The following is an 18395-nucleotide window of genomic DNA, read 5'->3' on the forward strand; positions in this document are numbered from 1 at the left end:
ATTAGGAGTTGCGTGTGTCACATAAGTTCTCAGTTAAGATATTAATTTATCTTTTATTATTATTTTGTGGGCTGTGGGCAAGCTATTTGTTCAATGTGGCACAGGATGAGGAAAGCGTTCTTGTTCAGACTAAAACCAATCTAGAAAAGCTCAATAGTTATATCCAGACTGAATTTACTCGTTATCAAGCTATCCAAACGCAATTGAGCTTAAGCAATTTAGTGCAATCAGGCTTACAGCAAGCAACTGCTATAAACTCCAATGAACTGGACAGATATCTACAGGACATTCAAATATCCAGTGGTGCGTCAGACGTTTACCTGCTAGACCTCAGTGGAACTGTGATTGCAAGTAGCAACTGGTATTTGCCGCATAGCTATAAAGGCAGCAATTTTGCCTTTCGCCCCTATTTTTACGAAACAATCAAGGGCAATGAACATGTCTCTTTTGCGCTCGGTTTACGTTCCAAAACCCGTGGCTTCTATTTTGCTAAGTCTGTCTACAAAGACGGCTCGCTTGTGGGCGTGGTGGTGATGAAGGTTAACGCCAGTAAATTTGAATCAGATAAAGCCCAGCTTGATACGGGAACTGATAGCCATTTCTTAATTGTGGATGACAATGATATTGTATTGGCATCTGATGTTGAGCAGTGGCGGTTAGCCTCGTTAGGGGAACTGTCCCCAACAAAGCGCAAAGAAATTGAATCCTCAAGGCAGTTTGAAAACGAATCTCTGTTTCCGATTGATTGGCGCGTGCTTTCACCAACCAGAGTTAAAACTTCATCACATGGCAGCGACGCGCTGATGCAAAAGAGGCCGCTTAACAAGCAATACACACTTTATTTGCTACATGAAGTTGCGCCTATCAAAGCGGCACAGTGGCCGCGGCTTGGGGTAACCGCACTGGTATTGATTTTACTCTTTGTTGTTGTTGAGTACACATTGAGTAAACTGACTGGATACAGACAACTGCTTTTCAGCCAGCGGAGTCTAGAGGCTGAGGTTGAGAGCCGCAAGCAAGCGCTCGAACAGGCGCAAGATGCACTTATTCGCGCTGCCAAGTTGGCAACCATAGGGCAGCTCAGCGCCAGTATTAACCATGAAATCAATCAACCACTTAGTGCCATGAGTGCGTATGTTGCCAGTGCTAAACGGTTGGCTCAAAAGGGAGAAGTGAGCAAAGTAGTCGAAAACATGGTCCTGATCCAATCTTTGATCACTCGGGTGCATAAAATCGTGGCGCAGCTAAAGTCATTTAGTCAGCATCATGATAATAAGATGCTGGTGGCCAACCTTAAACACTCAGTAGATAACGCCTTAGTTATAGTTGGGCCTGAACTCAAACGCTACGGTGTAGCAATTCAAAGTGAGGGGCTTGCGTGCAATATCTGGGTTGACCCATTTAAGTTTGAGCAAGTTCTGGTAAATATTATTAGCAATGCGTGCCAAGCGATTGTTGAGCAAGATAATAAATGTATTTATATTCGCGCCGTGGAGCATGAAGGCAAGATCCAGCTGTCTATTATTGATTCGGGCGAAGGGATAAAACAGCACGCTTTATCCAACATATTTGAACCGTTTTACACCACTAAATCAGGTAATGGTTTAGGCTTAGGGTTATCCATTTCAAAACAGATCATTGAATCGTTTCATGGCAAACTCAGTGCCCATAATCATCCGCAAGGTGGCGCCGAGTTTTTAATTAGCTTACACACAAAGAATCCACAACATGACTGAAGAGAAAACCCTGTTAATCATCGATGATGAACAAAGTATACGAGATGCGCTAAAACAACTATTTGAAATAGAAGGGTACTCAGTGCAGTGTTTTTCCAGTGCAACGCCTGCATTAAAAAAGCTTTCTCGTCAGTTTAGCGGTGTTGTGCTTTGTGACATCAACATGCCCGAGATCAATGGCATTCAATTTTTAGAGCAGGTGGTGCAGTTTGATTCTGAGTTACCTGTGGTATTTCTAACCGGCTTTGCGGATGTTGAAGTGGCGGTAAAAGCCATCCAAAAAGGGGCTTACGACTTTTTCGAAAAGCCCGTGTCAGAGCCGCTACTCGACTGTATAGAAAGAGCGCTTGATAAACGCCGGTTGGTGATGGAAAACCGAGAGCTAAAAGCGCAAGTCAAGAAAAAGTCTGCGCCGGGCGTACGGATCTTAGGTGAGACAAAACAAATGCAGCAAATGCTGTATTTGCTTGATGCTGTGATTGATACCCCTGCTGATGTACTAATTGAAGGTGAAACCGGTACGGGAAAAGAATTGGTGGCACGATACTTACATGATCATAGCGAGCGCTCAAATCATAACTTCGTCGCTATCAATTGCGGTGCAATTCCAGAAGAACTGATTGAAAGTGAATTATTTGGTGCCAAAAGCGGTGCATTTACGGGAGCCAAAGAGTCTCGCGAGGGAAAATTTTCTTTTGCCCAAGGCGGTACGGTATTTTTGGATGAAATCGAAGCCATGTCTGCGGCTTTACAAGTGAAGCTGCTGCGCGTCTTAGAAGAGAGAAGTGTGACGCCTGTTGGCAGCAACACTGCGATAGCGTTGGATATTAGAGTGGTTGCAGCGACCAAAGTGGATTTACAAACCTTAGTCGCGCAAGGTAAATTCCGCTCGGATTTATTTTATCGACTTAACCTCGTCAAAGTGATGATCCCATCACTTCGTTCCAGAAAAGCTGACATTCCACTGCTATATAAACACTTTAGCTCCATTGCTGCTACTCGATTTCATAAACCTATGCAGCCAATTAGCCCTGAATTAGAGGCGCAGCTACTGGCACAAGATTGGCCTGGGAACGTGCGAGAGCTGAGAAACCACGCCGAGCGCCATATTTTACTCGGTGGTGCGATGACTGCGAGTAACATGCAAAACAATTTGTCTGATGAAACGTTGAGTTTGGCTGAGAAGGTGAGCTACTACGAACAATCGTTAATTGAAGAAGCGCTGGCACAAAGCCAAGGTAGTATAAAAGATGCGATGAATTTGCTAAAAGTGCCGAGAAAAACCTTGTACGACAAGATGAGTAAGTATGGTTTAAATCGCACTATGTTCACCAATGATGATGGGTGAGTTTAGTGACACATTATAGATTTAAGTGTGCGGAAATCCGCACATTTTAGCCACCATTAACCTTTGATTTTGATTTATCCATTTGATTTATATTAAAAAATAAACTCTGGTCTCAGAATTGCGTTGTCTTAAGCGACAATAATCAAAAAATGAGACAAGTTATGACAGCAAGTAAATCTTTAGTGGCGTTGACAGTTGCCAGTGCAACGTTATCAGCCTCTGCGTTAGCCGCAGACTACAGCATTTATGGTAAAGCAGAAGTTCAAATTGCCAACACAGACAAAGGTGTAATGCGCTATACCAAAGAGGGCACACAAATTGACGCACCATTTTCGAGAATTGGTGTAAAAGGTGCCCACGGATTATCAAGCGATCTAAAACTCGTCTACAAATATGAAGTACAAGTTAAAGGTTTTGAACACGACGATACCACCGAGCCATTTTCAGCAAGGAACACCTATGTTGGCCTTGAAGGGAAATTTGGTACCGTTTTAGTGGGCAGAAACGACACACGTTTTAAGTTCAGTGAAGGTAAAATCGATCAATTTAACGAAACCCAAAGTGATATTGCCCAAGTGCTAGCAGGCCAAGACAGAGTTGGTGATTCAATTACCTATTCTTCACCTAAATGGAATGACTTTTCTTTTTCTCTGACCTACACACCTAAAGACGACGCTAGCAACGATGAAGCCGGGTTTGCAGCAACCGCAATTTATGGTGACCGAGCATTAAAAAATAAAGATTAATATGTTGCCCTAAGTCATACCGACAGTATTGGTAATTTGGTTGCTACGCGCATCGCGTTGGCTTACAAGTGGCAAAAGTTACAACTTGGTGCCATCATCCAAGACAGTGAAAATCTAGCGAAAGACAAATCGGGTAATGGCTATGTGCTAAGCGCAAGTTACCAACTCGACGATAATTGGCGTCCGAAGCTACAGTTTGCCAAAGACTCAAGCGGATTACGCCACAGTGAAGATGCGACTCAGTGGACGCTAGGTACAGACTATATTTTTGATAAACAAACTAACTTGTATGTGATGGCAACGCAGCTCGACCTTGAAACACAAGACGATACTAGCATCGCTGTTGGCTTAAAATATAAGTTTTAAAGGTTCAAGATAATGACAGAAGAGAATAAAAAAACGATAAAAACGCAGCTGTTTCTGTGGCTTGGTCCCTTGGTAATGTTACTGATCTGTTTGGTTGAGCCTCCAACTGGCATGTCGGTTGAAGCATGGAGAACCGCAGGCTTAGCGTTTTGGTTAGCCTCTTGGTGGATAACCGAAGCTGTGCCTATTCCGGCGGCTTCGTTATTACCCTTGGTTATTTCGCCTCTAGTCGGGATTGCATCTATTAAAGCGGTTGCTGCACCGTTTGCGCATCCTTTGATTTATCTATTTCTGGGTGGATTTTTGCTCTCAATCGCCATGGAAAGGTGGGGGCTGCATAAACGCATCGCGCTGAATACCATGTTGTTCGCAGGCACTAAACCGAGTATACAGATCTTAGCGATGATGGGCGTGACAGCATTTTTATCTATGTGGATGTCAAACACGGCAACGGCGGTCATGATGTTACCGATTGCACTTTCGGTTATTCACTTGGTAAAAGAGCAGGGTGGAGATAGCCAAAGCTTTGCTAAAGCGCTATTACTTTCTATCGCTTATGGTGCAAGCATTGGCGGTATTGCAACTTTAATCGGTACGCCACCAAATGCGTTAATGGCTGCGTATTTATCCGACAGTTATCAAATTGAGATTGGTTTTGCCACTTGGATGATGATTGGTGTGCCTTTGTCTTTGGTGATGCTGGCATTTGCTTGGTTCTGGTTGACCAAAGTGACTTATAAGGTCGATAAAGAAGAAATTAATGTTGATACTAAGTCGTTATTTACTTCCCAATTAAAAGCACTCGGTGAAATGTCTCGTGCGGAGAAAGGGGTTTTTGCGATATTTATTTTAGCGGCAGTATGCTGGATCTTTAGACCGCTAATTGGTGATGTTACGGGTCTTAAATTGTCAGATACTGGCATTGCAATTGCCGCTGCACTGTTACTATTTGTTCTTCCTGCCAAGTCGGGAAGTGACGAACGTATTTTAGATTGGGAAAGCGCAGCTAAGGTGCCTTGGGGTATCTTGCTATTATTTGGCGGTGGTTTATCACTGGCGGCACAGATCAAATCTTCAGGACTTGCCGATTACATCGCTAACTTACTTGCAGGCGCTGATGCTATGGGCTTAGTGCTTGGTGTGCTAGTTGTTGCAGCGCTTATTACGTTCTTAACGGAAATTACCAGCAATACCGCAACGGCTGCAGGCTTTTTACCTTTACTTGGTCCTGTCGCTGAATCAATCACGGGTTCTCCTTTAGCTTGGGTTATTCCTGCTGCAATCGCGGCCAGTTGCGCCTTTATGATGCCAGTTGCAACACCGCCAAATGCCATCGTATTTGGCTCGGGTGAGATCAAAATTAAAGACATGATCCGAGCAGGGTTTGTTTTGAACATAGTCGCGATAGGGTTAATTACAATTGTTACCTTGACTTTGGCAAGGAGCATACTAGGGTTTTAAAGTTGCCATTCTCCACAGGCTGTGTCCATCGAAAGGCAACTCGGTCATACGCAGCCTGCCTCCATGGTAATACCTAGTTTCTTGAAGATAGACCCGTTGTTTTTTCCTTGCTATATTCAAATTAGACATTAGCAGGACCTGATAATGATTGAAGATAATACCAGCACTTTAATAGCCACATTTACTCAGTTAAAAAGTCGCTTTAACCAAGATCCTTACCCCGCGCTTGAAAAGCGTTTACGTCTATTAACTGAAATAAAATCACGTATGTTGCAGCGGCAAGATCAATTAGTCGAGGCGGCAGAACGGGATTTTGGTACTCGGAGTCGATTCGATACCGTGATTGCAGACATCATGCCTTGCATTAATTCGATTGATTATATCGCGAAGCACCTGCGCAGATGGAGCAAAGTGCAGCATCGTTCACCCGGTGCGCAGTGGCTACCATCTAAGGCAAAAATTGAGATTGTGCCAAAAGGAGTCGTGGGCGTGATAGCCCCGTGGAATTATCCAATTCAGCTGGCGATTGTTCCCGTTATTACTGCCCTTGCCGCTGGAAACAAAGTTATGCTCAAATTGAGCGAGTTCACTCCTAAGGTGAATGCGATGATAAGAGCCATTTTTAAAGGATTGGACAATGAAGTGTGCGTCATTGAAGGTGGACCTGATATTGCCTCGACTTTTACTGAGCAGCCATTCGATCACTTGCTATTTACAGGCTCAACAGCCGTTGGCAAAAAGGTGATGGCGGCGGCGGCTAAAAATCTCACGCCAGTCACCTTAGAGTTAGGAGGAAAATCACCGGTTATTGTGCTTGATGACGCCGATATCAGCGCCGCTGCGATGAGCGTATTAATGGGGAAGCTCTCTAATTCAGGTCAAATCTGTGTTGCACCAGATTATGTATTAGTGCACGAAGAAAAATACGATGCATTTATTGCTGAGCTGAAACAGCACTACGAAAAAACATATAAAACAAAAGTTGGTGTAAAAAACCAAACTTCAATTATTAATGACAGGCAATTTCAGCGCTTAAACGACATTATTATTGATGCCAAAAATAAAGGTGCGAGTGTATGGCAAGCTGAGCCAGCACGCGACAATCGTCAGCTCCCACTGCATATCATTACCCATGTCAACAAAAGCATGAGGGTGATGCAAGAGGAGTTATTTGGAACGATTTTGCCCATTCTAAAAATATCCAACTTAAATGATGCAATTAGCTACATTAGAGCAGACACCACACCGCTTGCGAGTTATTTGTTTACGCAATCTCAGGTTGCCATGAATAAAGTGTCAAAAGAGCTCGCAACGGGTACTTTAGCGATCAACGAAACCATAGTGCATGTGGTTGTTGAGTCTTTACCCTTTGGTGGCCTAGGTCACTCTGGCATGGGTCAATATCATGGCGAAGAAGGCTTTTATACCTTTAGCCACAAAAAGCCCATTCTCCAATCCAATAATACTAAATGGCGTAACAAAATGCTGCTTAGCCATTCAAAGCTACTTACAAAGCCTTTAGAGTGGCTATTTTTGAGGAAAAAGTAGCGTTAATCTGTTGAGCAAAGCGCCATTACATATTGAGATCCAATATACTTAAAAATAAGACTTAGCCTGTAATATTAGTAGTCATTTTTATGGGACTTCACAATATCGATAGATAGAAAAGCTGATGCTACAGAGAGTAGTGGCTCAGCCCGATATTCAGGCTAGGATTACAGTTTCAGTCAGAAAGGAGTTCACATGAATACTAAGGTTAAGTTTGCAGCTGGTCGCAATATCGCCATGAAGCTACCGCCTCATCAGTACGAGGCAACCCTTCAGTTTTACCGCGATGTCATCGGCCTCAAAGAAATAACAGAGCATGCTCCATCAGTTGGTTTTGAGTTTGGCTCTAATAATCTCTGGCTCGACAGCGTACCTGGTATCAGCCAGGCCGAAACATGGCTCGAGATTGTTACCAATGATATTGCCGCAGCGTCAGAGCATCTCAAAGCTGCTGGTGTCGTACGCTGCGATGACATCGAGCCGTTACCTGAAGGATTTCAGGCATTCTGGGTATCAAGCCCTGCATCCATCATCCACCTTGTTTGCAAAGACTCGGAATCTTGGGAGTAATGACATCAAACAAGTGCGAATTTTCTCTGTTCAAACAAGCAACTCAATTTTAATTAATTTAGCTGCTTAACCGAGCTATGCCAGATAGCCGTAAAAATCTTTGATAGCAAACATATAGCAGTGAATTACGCAGTAATCCGTTATTCAGTTTAATCGCTGTGTAAAACAGTCGTACTGCTGTTAGTTTAGGTCTCTAGCATGCATCCGTTTAACGTTAATCTTTCGCTAATTAAGGCTAACGAGCACGTTACTGTGACGACATTTTAAGAGCAGAGATCCTCATCTAACGTTGGAAGATTGATTAAATTAAAACAGTTAATGACAAGCTGACATAAAACCTAGGCAATTAATGTTCATTGTTTTCGCTATTTAACTCCTCAATGTCTTGCCGGGCTGCGATTTTTTCACGCTCTGCTTTTGAAATATAACGGGGTTTGTTGCTTTTGTGGAGTTTAGCATTAGCACGCTTGTCTTTTTTCTTTAAGGTTTCGTAAATTTTCTTTTTGCGGTTCATTTTCACAGCTCATTATGAATGAAGTGCTAGTTTAGCTTAGTGTTAGCGGGTTCAACAATAATAAAAAGATTATCACAGTTAACAATGAGCATGACTGCTACCTAGGTGTGACGATACTGACCCAGTCTTAATAAGGAAAAATAATAAAGGCCTCGCAGGAGACCTTTATTATTTAACACTTTTATTAATCTAAGCTTAGATTATTTAGTACGTGTTTCTGCTACGTATTTACCGGCTTGAATTCGCTCGTAAATACTATTAGCGAGTTCTTTTGCTTGTTCGATTTGTGAAGGAGAAAGCTGTTTCTCGTCGAGCACTCGGCTCTTTGTGGCTTCAGCATAACCATTAAACTCCGCTAACGTATTCCATACGTACGAGCGTTCAATATTTTTCTCGACTCCTAAGCCCTGAAAATACATGAGTGCTAAATTAAACATGGCTAAGGTGTAGTTGTTTGCGGCGGCTTTTTCATACCAGTTAAGTGCGTGGCGGTAACTTTGTGGTACACCGTCACCGTTTGCATACATCAGCGCTACGTTAAATTGCGCAGCTGGCATGTTTTTGTTTGCCGCTCTGGTCATTAGCTCAACATATTTAGAGCGGTCCTTTTTAACGCCGCGACCTTCGTCATACATGACGGCTAGCGCAAACATTGCGTCGGCTTCACCCAGTTTAACGGCTTGTTGAAATAACTCTGCCGCTTTACGTGGATTTTTGACGACACCGTAGCCGCCTTCATACATTACACCGAGTTGATAAATGCCCGGAGCGTAGTTCATTTCAGCTAAATAATTGAATTCTTGTAGTGCTTCTTCGAACCTGCCTGCATTGAGTGCATCTATGCCTTCTTCCAATCCAGCTGTTGCCAAAGGTGCTTGGCTTAATAGTGCAATGGCGATACATGCTTTTGAAATCCTGCCTAACATCATAGACCTCCTTAAGGTAGCTATGCTAACTATGTTGTTAGTTATTCTAATGCCAGAAACACAGATTTACAAAATACAAATCTAAAATGGCAGATACTGCGTTAATATAAGGTAATAAAAACAAAAATTGAGGCAATGGGATGAAGAAATTAATAGCACTGGCGCTATGTTTACTGTGTTTGGCTGGATGTAGTCAAAGATTGGCTTACAACAACCTAGGATGGTTAGCGAGTTATTATATTTCCGATTATGTTGAGCTGACGGATGAGCAAGAGGAAAAGTTGGAGGCTGATGTAGAATCTTTGGTTGCGTGGCATCGGCAGTCAGAACTACCAAAATACAAATCTCATATCCAATCACTGTTGAAGCACTGGCAAACCATGACAGAGAGTGACATGGTGCATATGGTGTATACTACAAGAAACTATTGGTATTCCGTCGTTGAAGCCGTATATCCCAAGTTAGAAACACACCTAAATTCGCTCAACCGTGAACAGCGAGAAATGCTGATAGCCAACATAGAAAAAGAAATGTTGGACGATGACTGGGAGGAAGGAGATCAATTTAACCGCTATGAGCGTTGGCTTGGTGATTTGAGTGATAAACAAAAGGAGCTTATTAACGAATATTATGAGCAAGGCGAGTTTGCGCGTCAGGTTTGGCGTGCACATGAACAAAGGCGATTTAGCCAGTTTAAACAAGCTATGTTACTGAGCGGCACTGAGCAGGTTTCACCTGAGCTGTTGCAGCAAGCGATAGTTACTACACCCACAGCGCTGCCTGAGCGCATCCTAGATATTCAAGCAAGACGAATAAAAGAGTATGCAAGTCTCGCCTTTAAACTTAAAGACACCATGAGCGACAAACAAAGGAAACACTTTAAAGAAGAGCTCGAAGAGTTACTCGAGCTCTTGGAATCGTTGTAAAGATACCTAGCCAAGTAGCTTAATTCTGGTTGGCTTGTTTGGTTTTGCATACTCCAAACGATTAATACGTTTGGTACTGTGATAGCCGTCTAAACTGGAAATTGCAATACTATCTAGTGCCTCGATATCAATATAGCCGTCTTCGAGCAAAGCGCTTTCTTCAACGTGAAGCGTCTCAATTTCGCCTATTACCAGCTCGGTATCGTTGAGCTTGATGGTTTGGTGATCTTTGAGTGTAAGCCCGTATTTTAGTCTGCTTTCCTTGACGAAAGGAGCTGGAAAAGCATTTAAATACTCGGCGGTTAGCCCCGTTTCCTCAAATTCAGATTGACTCTTTTCATATCTGGCTGAGGTTTGATGAGCTGCCATATAAATTTGAACATTGACTTGATTAATGGTGTATTTTTCAGTCGCTAAGATGTTTTCCAGTGTGTGCCTAGGTACGCTATGAGGCCTAAAAATCACACCTACGAGTGCCGGGTTGGCACCGAGGTGGAAAACGGAGCTGACGATAGACAAATTTTCTTGACCTGTTTCATCAACTGTTCCAATTAAGTTGGCGCTTTTGAAACCCGACAGCGAATTTATCATCAATGCGCGATAACGCTCGTCTAAGGTTTTAATATCGTCACTTGAGAAGTGTTTCATGATGTGTTCACCATTCAATTAATTTATTTTGCCAGTCAACATAGCTCACCGTACCATCGGGGTGGCTATTTGCGATGATCCCGCTAAGTTGATGTGCCACAAATTCCGGCGTGAAGAGTTTTTCGTCTGGGACATTGGCTTGAAAGGGTTTTGAAAGTGGCGTGTCAGTAGTGCCTGGATGGAACAAAATGAGCTTAATGTTTTTTGCTCGACGCGCAAGCTCGACTGCTGCAGTTTTAAACATCATATTAAGCGCAGACTTTGAACTGCGATAGCTGTACCAGCCGCCCATCTGGTTGTCACTGATGCTTCCAACCCGGGCAGAGAGTGCCGTGACTATGCATGGCTGCTTACCTTTTATGGCTGGCAATAAAGCTTGCAACCAAAGCATGGGGATCATGGTATTGATATTAAACAGCGCCATGCTGTATTCGAGATCAATTTCCTCAAGCTTTTTCTCTGGAAATTTATCAAACTCGTCATGGAGTAAGCCATTAAAAATAGTGACGCTCTTTACCGTTAAGCCCAACTCGAGAATACGGCTCGCAACTTGACGAATTTGTGCTTTAGAATAATCACACTGAAAATGCAGATTATTAGCTTGTTGAGCTGTTTTAGTTTGCCTAGACACCGAGATCACATTGACGTCGGGACTTTGTTCGGTTTGCGCTTTTACAAAGGCTTGGGCAATCTCTGAGCTCGCACCAATCACTATGATGGCGAGGTTAGTCACGATTGCAGTCTCCACTATTTTGCATACCGCATTGATTTGGGTACAGAAGTTTAGAAATTTTCATTCTGTGCCTTGCAAAAAACAAGTAAACGCCGTCTGCAATTGTTCGGATGATGGGTAATCTCAATAATTTGATCCAGCGATGTTTGCCAACTTGACCCCAGGCCGCTGCGGTAACATCTAGTCCTACAATGAGCTTGCCTTGGCTATCATAACCGTGGAGTTTAGCCATAGCCGCTTCATGCTCTATCTCAGGAAACTCGGTAGAGAAGCGGTTATCGTGAATGTTCACTAAATCAATTTTATTGTGTTGATCGAAACGTTTAAGTTCATTCATTTCTCCTACACACAGCGGACAGTTACCATCGTAAAATACAATCATTCGCTCACTCGAATAATACTTATCTTTGTCATGTTATTACGTTAACGTCTTGAAAATAGATCGTTCGCAAATCAATTTATTCTCGGTATAGTGGAGTTCGAGTATCTTTTCATCAAGGAGATTGTATGACTGAGCAATACGCAAGCCTACGTAGTAATGTGAGCCTTTTGGGGCAGATGTTAGGGCAAATTATTCAACAAGCGCAGGGTCAAGAGACGCTAGATAAAGTTGAAGAAATTAGGCACCTAGCAAAATCCTCTAGAAGCGGTAATGATTCAGATAGGCAAGCGCTGATTGACACCTTACGTAGCCTAAGCGATGAAGCGCTACTTCCCGTTGCTCGCTCATTTAATCATTTCTTAAACCTGGCGAATGTCGCAGAACAATTCCACACCATTTCAAAATCGGGCTCTCCAGACGGCGTGATGATCGAAGTCGATAAGGCGCTTGATGAATTGCAAAGTAAAGTCGATGCCGGTGCGCTGACACTAAACGAAGTTGCAGATGTAATAAGCAAACTAAAAATCGATTTGGTGCTAACCGCTCACCCAACGGAAGTAACACGCAGAACCATCATCAATAAACACGTCGAGCTGAGTGAGTGTTTAAAAGTGCTTGAGGTGACTTCAGGTGAGGACCCTGTCTACGATGAGGTCATTGACCGTATTGAGCAGTTGATCTCACAAGCGTGGCACACTAGCGATATTAGAGAAAAGCGACCTACGCCACTGGATGAAGCAAAGTGGGGGTTCGCGGTTATCGAAAATAGTCTTTGGGAAGCCGTGCCTAAGTTTGTTCGGTATTTCAACGCCCAAGTGAAAACGCGATTAAACTTACAACTACCAGCCAATTTTAGTCCTATCCAGCTCACTTCTTGGATGGGTGGCGATAGAGACGGCAACCCGTTTGTTACTTCTCATGTGACGCAATCTGTGCTTGATCACGGCCGCTGGATGGCGCTTGACTTATATCGTCGCGATCTAGAAATCTTGGGTGCAGAACTTTCTATGAGTAATGCATCCGAAAGCTTTATAGCGCGAGCGGACGGTAGCAATGAACCTTATCGCCATGTATTAAAGCAAGTACGCGCCGAGGTAGAAGAAACCATTGCAGCATTGGAATATAAAATCAAAGGCACGCCCTCGCATTATCAAGACAAGATTAAACAGGTATCACAGATAAGAGAGCCACTAGAGGCGTGTTATCGCTCCTTGGTTGATTGTCGCATGGCTAATATTGCCGATGGTTTATTGTTGGATGTATTAAGACGAATTGACTGCTTTGGCGTGTCTTTATGTAAGTTAGATATTCGTCAAGATTCCGCCAGACATACCGAAGTGTTTTCTGAATTAACGCGCTATTTGGGTCTTGGCGATTATGCCCAGTGGCAAGAAGCAGACAAGCAAGCTTTCTTATTAACCGAACTAAGCTCGAGACGACCGTTACTGCCGCGTCATTGGCAACCTTCTTCCAATGTTCAAGAGGTGCTAGAGACATTTGCAACTATTGCGGATCAAGACCAAAATGCACTTGGCATTTACATTATCTCAATGGCGCAAAGTGCCTCAGATATTCTCGCCGTACATTTATTACTCCAAGAAAGCGGATGTAAATTCAACTTACCGGTAGCCCCGCTATTTGAAACGCTGGATGATTTAAATAACGCACAATCAGTGATCAGCGGGTTATTTGAGAACACTTGGTATAAAGGCACGATTGGTGCCAAGCAATATGTCATGATCGGCTATTCCGACTCTGCAAAAGACGCAGGAATGATGGCGGCAGGATGGGCGCAGTATGATGCAATGGAAAAGCTGGTTAACCTTGCTGATGCGAAGGGCATCGAGCTGGTGCTTTTCCATGGCCGCGGAGGCACGATTGGTCGTGGAGGTGCGCCTGCAGCACAAGCGCTGAGATCTCAGCCTCCTGGGTCGCTAAAAAGTGGCTTGCGAGTAACCGAGCAAGGCGAAATGATCCGCTTTAAATTTGGTTTACCTAAAGTCGCGATGCAAAGTCTATCTATTTATACCAGTGCGATTTTACAAAGTAATTTGTTGCCGCCTCCTAGACCCGAACCTAAATGGGTAGAGGTAATGGAGACGATTAGTGAAGCTTCCTGTAAAAAGTATCGCAGTATTGTTCGAGAGAATCCTGAGTTTGTTCCTTACTTTAGAATGGCAACGCCAGAACAAGAGTTGTCTAAATTGCCGCTAGGCTCGAGGCCTTCTAAACGAAATCCAAACGGCGGAGTAGAGAGTTTGAGGGCTATTCCTTGGATTTTCGCATGGAGTCAAAATCGCTTGATGTTACCTGCTTGGCTGGGGGCAAAAGAAGGTCTTGAAGCTGCCGTAGAAACGTTTGGTAAAGACATGCTGCAAGAAATGAGCGCAAAGTGGCCATTTTTTAGAACCCGTTTAGAAATGCTCGAAATGGTATTCTGTAAAGCCGATCTCTGGCTCAGCGAGATGTATGATGCAAGTTTAGTTAGTGATGAATATAGAGGCCTAGGGGATGAATTAAGAGACAACTTGCAGCAAGCCATCGAGCTTATTCGCGGCCTTGCGCCAGAGTCATCGTTGTTGTCACAGCAACCTTGGATCAAAGAATCAATCGGGCTGAGAAACCCGTATACCGATCCTCTAAACTTGTTACAAATAGAACTGTTAAAGCGTGTGCGCGAAGAAACCAATCACGATTTGGAACTGGCACTTATGATCACGATGACAGGGATTGCGGCGGGAATGCGCAACACGGGTTAGTGCAACAATTTGAATAATCTATTTTTGTAAAATTTTACATTTATAAGCATAACAGCTACAAAACCAATCCCAATGGATTGGTTTTTTTATTTTGGTTGGTTTTTTATTAGTATATTTATTGACAGTAATTCTCATTGATTTAAAATGCGCGGCTGGTTTAACCAGTCGTTTTATTTGTTTTATTCAAGAATTGTCGGTTGATGGGTCTACGATACATGCACAAAATTTCTACTAGCGTCACATTTGATGAGTGTAATGATCTGATTATGATGAAGGTCAGAGGCATTGCGAATGCAAACGATGTGGTCTCGGCATACGAGAAAGCCAATCTATATGCAAAAAAGCATAATAGTAGCAAAGTATTAGTGGATGTGAGTGAACTTGAACACCGCTTTGCGGCGATTGATATTGTGAACATAATGCCAAAAGTTGCGCATAATATTGGCAATTTGCATATTGCACGCGTCGTTGGTTTTGAAGGTTATATGCATGACCTTTTTCTACAAAAAATTAAGCGTTTTAATATCAGCGCTGAAAACTTTGAGTGTTTTAAATCTGCAAGAGAATGGTTGAGTCGGCTGTAACTCTTGCGTAAACTATCCTGCCATAGATAAACATGACAACAATATGGCAAAGATAGAACCATCAATAAAAAGTGCGTTAACGCAATACGCCATTGCCCATCGTGGAATATTTAGTTATTCCCAGCTAGCACAATATCAAAACCGTTTTCAATTATCTCGATCTGAGCTTGAGGCTGCTTTGCTTGACGTTGCGGCTGAGTTTGCTACGCCTCCTATTTCACAATTTTATGTTGGTGCCATTGCTTGGGATGATAAATCTCAACAAGCGTTTTTAGGCGCAAATTTAGAGTTCTCGCATCAGGCGCTTTCTTTGGTTGTTCATGCTGAGCAAGCGGCAATTAACAATGCGTGGTTAAATGGCGCAACTGAAATCTCTAAAATGACGATCAATGCCGCGCCTTGCGGATTTTGTCGCCAATTTATGAATGAACTAAGCACCGCAAAGGAGCTTGAAATTTTATTGCCGACAGGCAAAACCTCGTTGTGTGATTTGCTGCCGACTTCGTTTGGTCCGGACGATCTGGGCAACAGTGAAAAGCTCTTTTCTCAAGCGCAACATCTTGCTGCGAATGAAACATCGCCTGCATCAATCAGTGCGGCACTTTATCAGCATTATCTGCGCGCTTATTGCCCCTACACACACAACCAAAGTGCGGTGGAAATTAAACTAGACACTGGTGAGTGCTTTTATGGGCGTTATGCTGAAAATGCGGCTTATAACCCAAGCTTATCGCCATTACAAAGTGCACTAAGTCAATTAGCGATGTCGGGTAAAGTATTATCTGAGGTAAATGTCGTAGAGATCACTTTGCTAGAAAAGCAGGGCAGTGCTAATCAGTTGCAAGTAAGCTTAGCGGTTTTAAAGGCATACAATGCCGAGCATTTGCTTACACATATAGAGATTGAGTAATCACTCAATCTCTACGCTTAGCGCTATTATTTCGAAAGTAATAGTTCAGCAGCTTTTAATACTGCAGTGACGGCTTTTTTTTCAACGGCTTGATGGTCGACATTGGGGATTTCTTGGCGTGTTCTGTTTACCAAGACGCCCGCAAGACAAGCTGCCTTCAATCCAAGTGCTGCACACATGGTAAATAATGTCGCAGATTCCATCTCATAGTTCATCACATTAAGCTTTTGCCATTCTGCACACGAACCTTGATACGCCTTTCTGACGTAGCCTGAGTATGTGTCGTAACGTTCTTGCCCAGGGTAGAAAGTATCGCTAGACGCAGTGATCCCAACGTGATGAGTAATGCCCAAAGATTCACAGGCTTGTACCATTGCCGAAGTGGTGTGGAAATCAGAAACCGCAGGAAACTCGATAGGCGCAAAATGCTGGCTAGCGCCATCTAAACGCACTGATGCCGTGCTCACCAAAATATCACCTTCATTGATATGTGGTTGAATAGCGCCAGTCGTACCTATGCGTAAAAAGGTAGTGATACCAAGCTGTGCTAATTCTTCAACTGCGATTGACGTTGATGGGCCGCCTATACCTGTTGAACAAATTACCACAGGACTTTTATTTAAAAAGCCAAGGTAAATATGAAATTCGCGAGTTTGTGCTAAGCAGACTGGAGAGTCAAGATATTCGGAAATGCGTTTTGAGCGCTCGGGATCACCCGGAACAATTGCCAGTGAAGCGCCTTGTAGGTCGGCTTTCGTAAGACCTAAGTGAAATACCTTTTCCATAGTAAACCTTAGTTATAATTAAAGCGTAATGTTTATAGTTAATGCCTATCAAGTACAGGACAGATGTCCTATTTAAGCGTGGCATGTTTAAATTATACCAACCGTATTAAGTAAATGCGTTATTTTGAAGCAGGGAAATAGCATTAGTAGCCCCGCTCTTACATCCTGCTACCGCTAAGGTATCTAAATCCATTTAGGCAAGGAAAAAATTTTACTATTTAGTTGTTCTTAATGAAAAATTTCTAACGAAGCTTATATGATGTTTTTCCCTTCAAATTGGTTAGAGAATTAATGCAGCTGTTATTATAGCTCGGGATAGCTTGCAGGATTGTCGATGTTCCACTAAACCTTAACATGAGAGCAACAATGAGGAATGGTTATGCCTGCTACACATTCTATAAATAAAGATAACGAATTTGCGCGTTGCTTTGAGTGCAACAAAGTCCCAACCATGGCGCCGTTTCACTGGCTCGCATTAGCGTTTAAAGATATTGCAAATGCGCCATTACTTAGCCTAGTGTATGGACTTATTTTTACCCTTATACCTGCTTTTATCATGTGGTTAGTGTACCAATCAGGTACTCACTTGGTAATTCTGCCTGCCGCTGTCGCCTTTGCGCTTATCGGGCCTGCTTTTGCAGCTGGCTTGTATGATGTCGCGTGGGAGTTGGAAAAGGGCCATAAACCAACATTATCACACAGCCTTAAGTCAATGTTCCGTAATCCGGCTGGCGAGTGGGGGTTTGCGGTGTTACTGATGGTCATTATGATTGTTTGGATGCGCCTAGCTGCGCTTATCCATGCATTATATCCAAATGTTCCGAATCCAACGTTTGAACAACTTTCGGCATTTTTAGCACTCGGCTCGATAGTGGGGGGCATTTTATTGGTGTGTGTATTTGCGATCTCAGCGTTTACTCCACAAATAATGATGGAGCGTCGAGTGGATATTATGACTGCGGTAATAAGCTCAATGCATGCAGTGAAGGAAAATGTCGGCGCTATGGTGGTATGGTGTGGGATCTTAGTGCTTCTGGTGATGCTTGGGTTTGCAACTGGAACGGCTGGGTTTATCGTTATTATGCCGCTGCTAGCGTACGCAAGTTGGCATGGCTATATCGCTGTAATTAAAACAAAAGTGCCACGCCACTACGAATAACTAAACACCCTCTATGAATAAACAACCGCAGCATCAATGCGCATTGTCGGTACTGCGGTTGACTTCCTATTTGAACCTGTTATATGTGCTGCAACAACGACCTAATGAACAGTCAATGTCTTCCGAAAGCGAAGTTAGAGATTGAGAAAACCTTTTGATTTATAAGTTTTTTTATTTTTAATTTATCGCTTTTACTCATTATAAGCCAATCGTATTTTGAGTGTGACGCAAAATATAAAGCGCAATAGTGGAGATTTTTCTGGGTCGCATGATTATGCATATAAGAGGGGATAG

At 43.1% G+C, this 18395-nt stretch carries 16 protein-coding genes and 1 pseudogene; 11 read left to right on the plus strand and 6 right to left on the minus strand.

Annotated elements, in window-relative coordinates; genetic code table 11:
- Window positions 1-14 precede the first annotated feature (14 nt).
- The 6 genes and pseudogenes from PPIS_RS23500 to PPIS_RS23525 all read left to right on the plus strand — a co-directional run bounded on the left by PPIS_RS23500 (window position 15) and on the right by PPIS_RS23525 (window position 7775).
- Window positions 15-1736: a sensor histidine kinase gene (locus tag PPIS_RS23500; RefSeq protein ID WP_010373188.1), complete on the plus strand. Its 1722-nt coding sequence runs from the start codon at window positions 15-17 to the stop codon at window positions 1734-1736.
- On the plus strand, window positions 1729-3084 hold the full coding sequence (locus PPIS_RS23505) for a sigma-54-dependent transcriptional regulator (protein WP_010373185.1): 1356 nt from the start codon (window positions 1729-1731) through the stop codon (window positions 3082-3084). The genes PPIS_RS23500 and PPIS_RS23505 overlap by 8 nt, the downstream gene beginning before the upstream one ends.
- 161 nt (window positions 3085-3245) lie before the next feature.
- Window positions 3246-4196 (plus strand): annotated as a pseudogene (locus tag PPIS_RS23510) (porin).
- A gap of 12 nt (window positions 4197-4208) precedes the next feature.
- Window positions 4209-5657 (plus strand): SLC13 family permease, encoded by a 1449-nt coding sequence (locus PPIS_RS23515; RefSeq protein ID WP_010373182.1) that lies wholly within the window; start codon window positions 4209-4211, stop codon window positions 5655-5657.
- Window positions 5658-5801: 144 nt separating this feature from the next.
- Window positions 5802-7205, plus strand: coding sequence for a coniferyl aldehyde dehydrogenase (locus tag PPIS_RS23520; protein WP_010373180.1), 1404 nt, complete (start codon window positions 5802-5804; stop codon window positions 7203-7205).
- A 195-nt stretch (window positions 7206-7400) separates the two neighbouring features.
- Window positions 7401-7775 (plus strand): VOC family protein, encoded by a 375-nt coding sequence (locus PPIS_RS23525; RefSeq protein ID WP_010373177.1) that lies wholly within the window; start codon window positions 7401-7403, stop codon window positions 7773-7775.
- A gap of 346 nt (window positions 7776-8121) precedes the next feature.
- On the opposite strand, the gene PPIS_RS23530 is transcribed toward PPIS_RS23525, so the two are convergent.
- Both PPIS_RS23530 and PPIS_RS23535 read right to left on the minus strand, forming a co-directional pair.
- Window positions 8122-8289, minus strand: a complete 168-nt coding sequence (locus PPIS_RS23530; protein ID WP_010373174.1) for a DUF2986 domain-containing protein — start codon at window positions 8287-8289, stop codon at window positions 8122-8124.
- A 200-nt stretch (window positions 8290-8489) separates the two neighbouring features.
- Entirely contained in the window at window positions 8490-9215 is a 726-nt protein-coding gene (locus tag PPIS_RS23535; RefSeq protein ID WP_010373171.1) for a tetratricopeptide repeat protein, read from the minus strand.
- A 140-nt stretch (window positions 9216-9355) separates the two neighbouring features.
- On the opposite strand from PPIS_RS23535, the gene PPIS_RS23540 reads away from it, so the two are divergent.
- Window positions 9356-10141, plus strand: coding sequence for a DUF6279 family lipoprotein (locus tag PPIS_RS23540; protein WP_010373168.1), 786 nt, complete (start codon window positions 9356-9358; stop codon window positions 10139-10141).
- A 6-nt stretch (window positions 10142-10147) separates the two neighbouring features.
- On the opposite strand, the gene PPIS_RS23545 is transcribed toward PPIS_RS23540, so the two are convergent.
- The 3 genes from PPIS_RS23545 to PPIS_RS23555 are packed head-to-tail and all read right to left on the minus strand — an operon-like array spanning window position 10148 to window position 11904.
- On the minus strand, window positions 10148-10789 hold the full coding sequence (locus PPIS_RS23545; RefSeq protein WP_010373163.1) for a flavin reductase family protein: 642 nt from the start codon (window positions 10787-10789) through the stop codon (window positions 10148-10150).
- Between the two features lie 7 nt (window positions 10790-10796).
- Window positions 10797-11522, minus strand: coding sequence for an SDR family NAD(P)-dependent oxidoreductase (locus PPIS_RS23550; protein ID WP_010373160.1), 726 nt, complete (start codon window positions 11520-11522; stop codon window positions 10797-10799).
- Window positions 11515-11904, minus strand: coding sequence for a thiol-disulfide oxidoreductase DCC family protein (locus PPIS_RS23555; protein ID WP_026345548.1), 390 nt, complete (start codon window positions 11902-11904; stop codon window positions 11515-11517). Before PPIS_RS23555 ends, PPIS_RS23550 begins: the two co-directional genes overlap by 8 nt.
- Window positions 11905-12029: 125 nt before the next feature.
- Between PPIS_RS23555 and ppc the strand changes: the two genes are divergently transcribed.
- From ppc to cdd, 3 genes are all read left to right on the plus strand, one after another.
- Window positions 12030-14663: a phosphoenolpyruvate carboxylase gene (ppc, locus tag PPIS_RS23560; RefSeq protein ID WP_010373151.1), complete on the plus strand. Its 2634-nt coding sequence runs from the start codon at window positions 12030-12032 to the stop codon at window positions 14661-14663.
- A gap of 266 nt (window positions 14664-14929) precedes the next feature.
- On the plus strand, window positions 14930-15247 hold the full coding sequence (locus PPIS_RS23565) for a hypothetical protein (protein WP_232288019.1): 318 nt from the start codon (window positions 14930-14932) through the stop codon (window positions 15245-15247).
- Between the two features lie 43 nt (window positions 15248-15290).
- Complete coding sequence (gene cdd, locus PPIS_RS23570) at window positions 15291-16157, plus strand: cytidine deaminase (RefSeq protein WP_010373145.1); 867 nt, start codon at window positions 15291-15293, stop codon at window positions 16155-16157.
- Window positions 16158-16183: 26 nt separating this feature from the next.
- Here the strand turns inward: cdd and udp are convergent, their stop codons facing one another.
- Entirely contained in the window at window positions 16184-16942 is a 759-nt protein-coding gene (gene udp / locus PPIS_RS23575; RefSeq protein WP_010373142.1) for a uridine phosphorylase, read from the minus strand.
- Between the two features lie 379 nt (window positions 16943-17321).
- Here udp and PPIS_RS23580 point away from each other — a divergent pair, with 379 nt between their 5' ends.
- Window positions 17322-18101: a DUF2189 domain-containing protein gene (locus PPIS_RS23580; RefSeq protein WP_010373139.1), complete on the plus strand. Its 780-nt coding sequence runs from the start codon at window positions 17322-17324 to the stop codon at window positions 18099-18101.
- Window positions 18102-18395: the final 294 nt, after the last annotated feature.

The organism is Pseudoalteromonas piscicida, from assembly GCF_000238315.3.
GTDB classification, from domain to species: domain Bacteria; phylum Pseudomonadota; class Gammaproteobacteria; order Enterobacterales; family Alteromonadaceae; genus Pseudoalteromonas; species Pseudoalteromonas piscicida.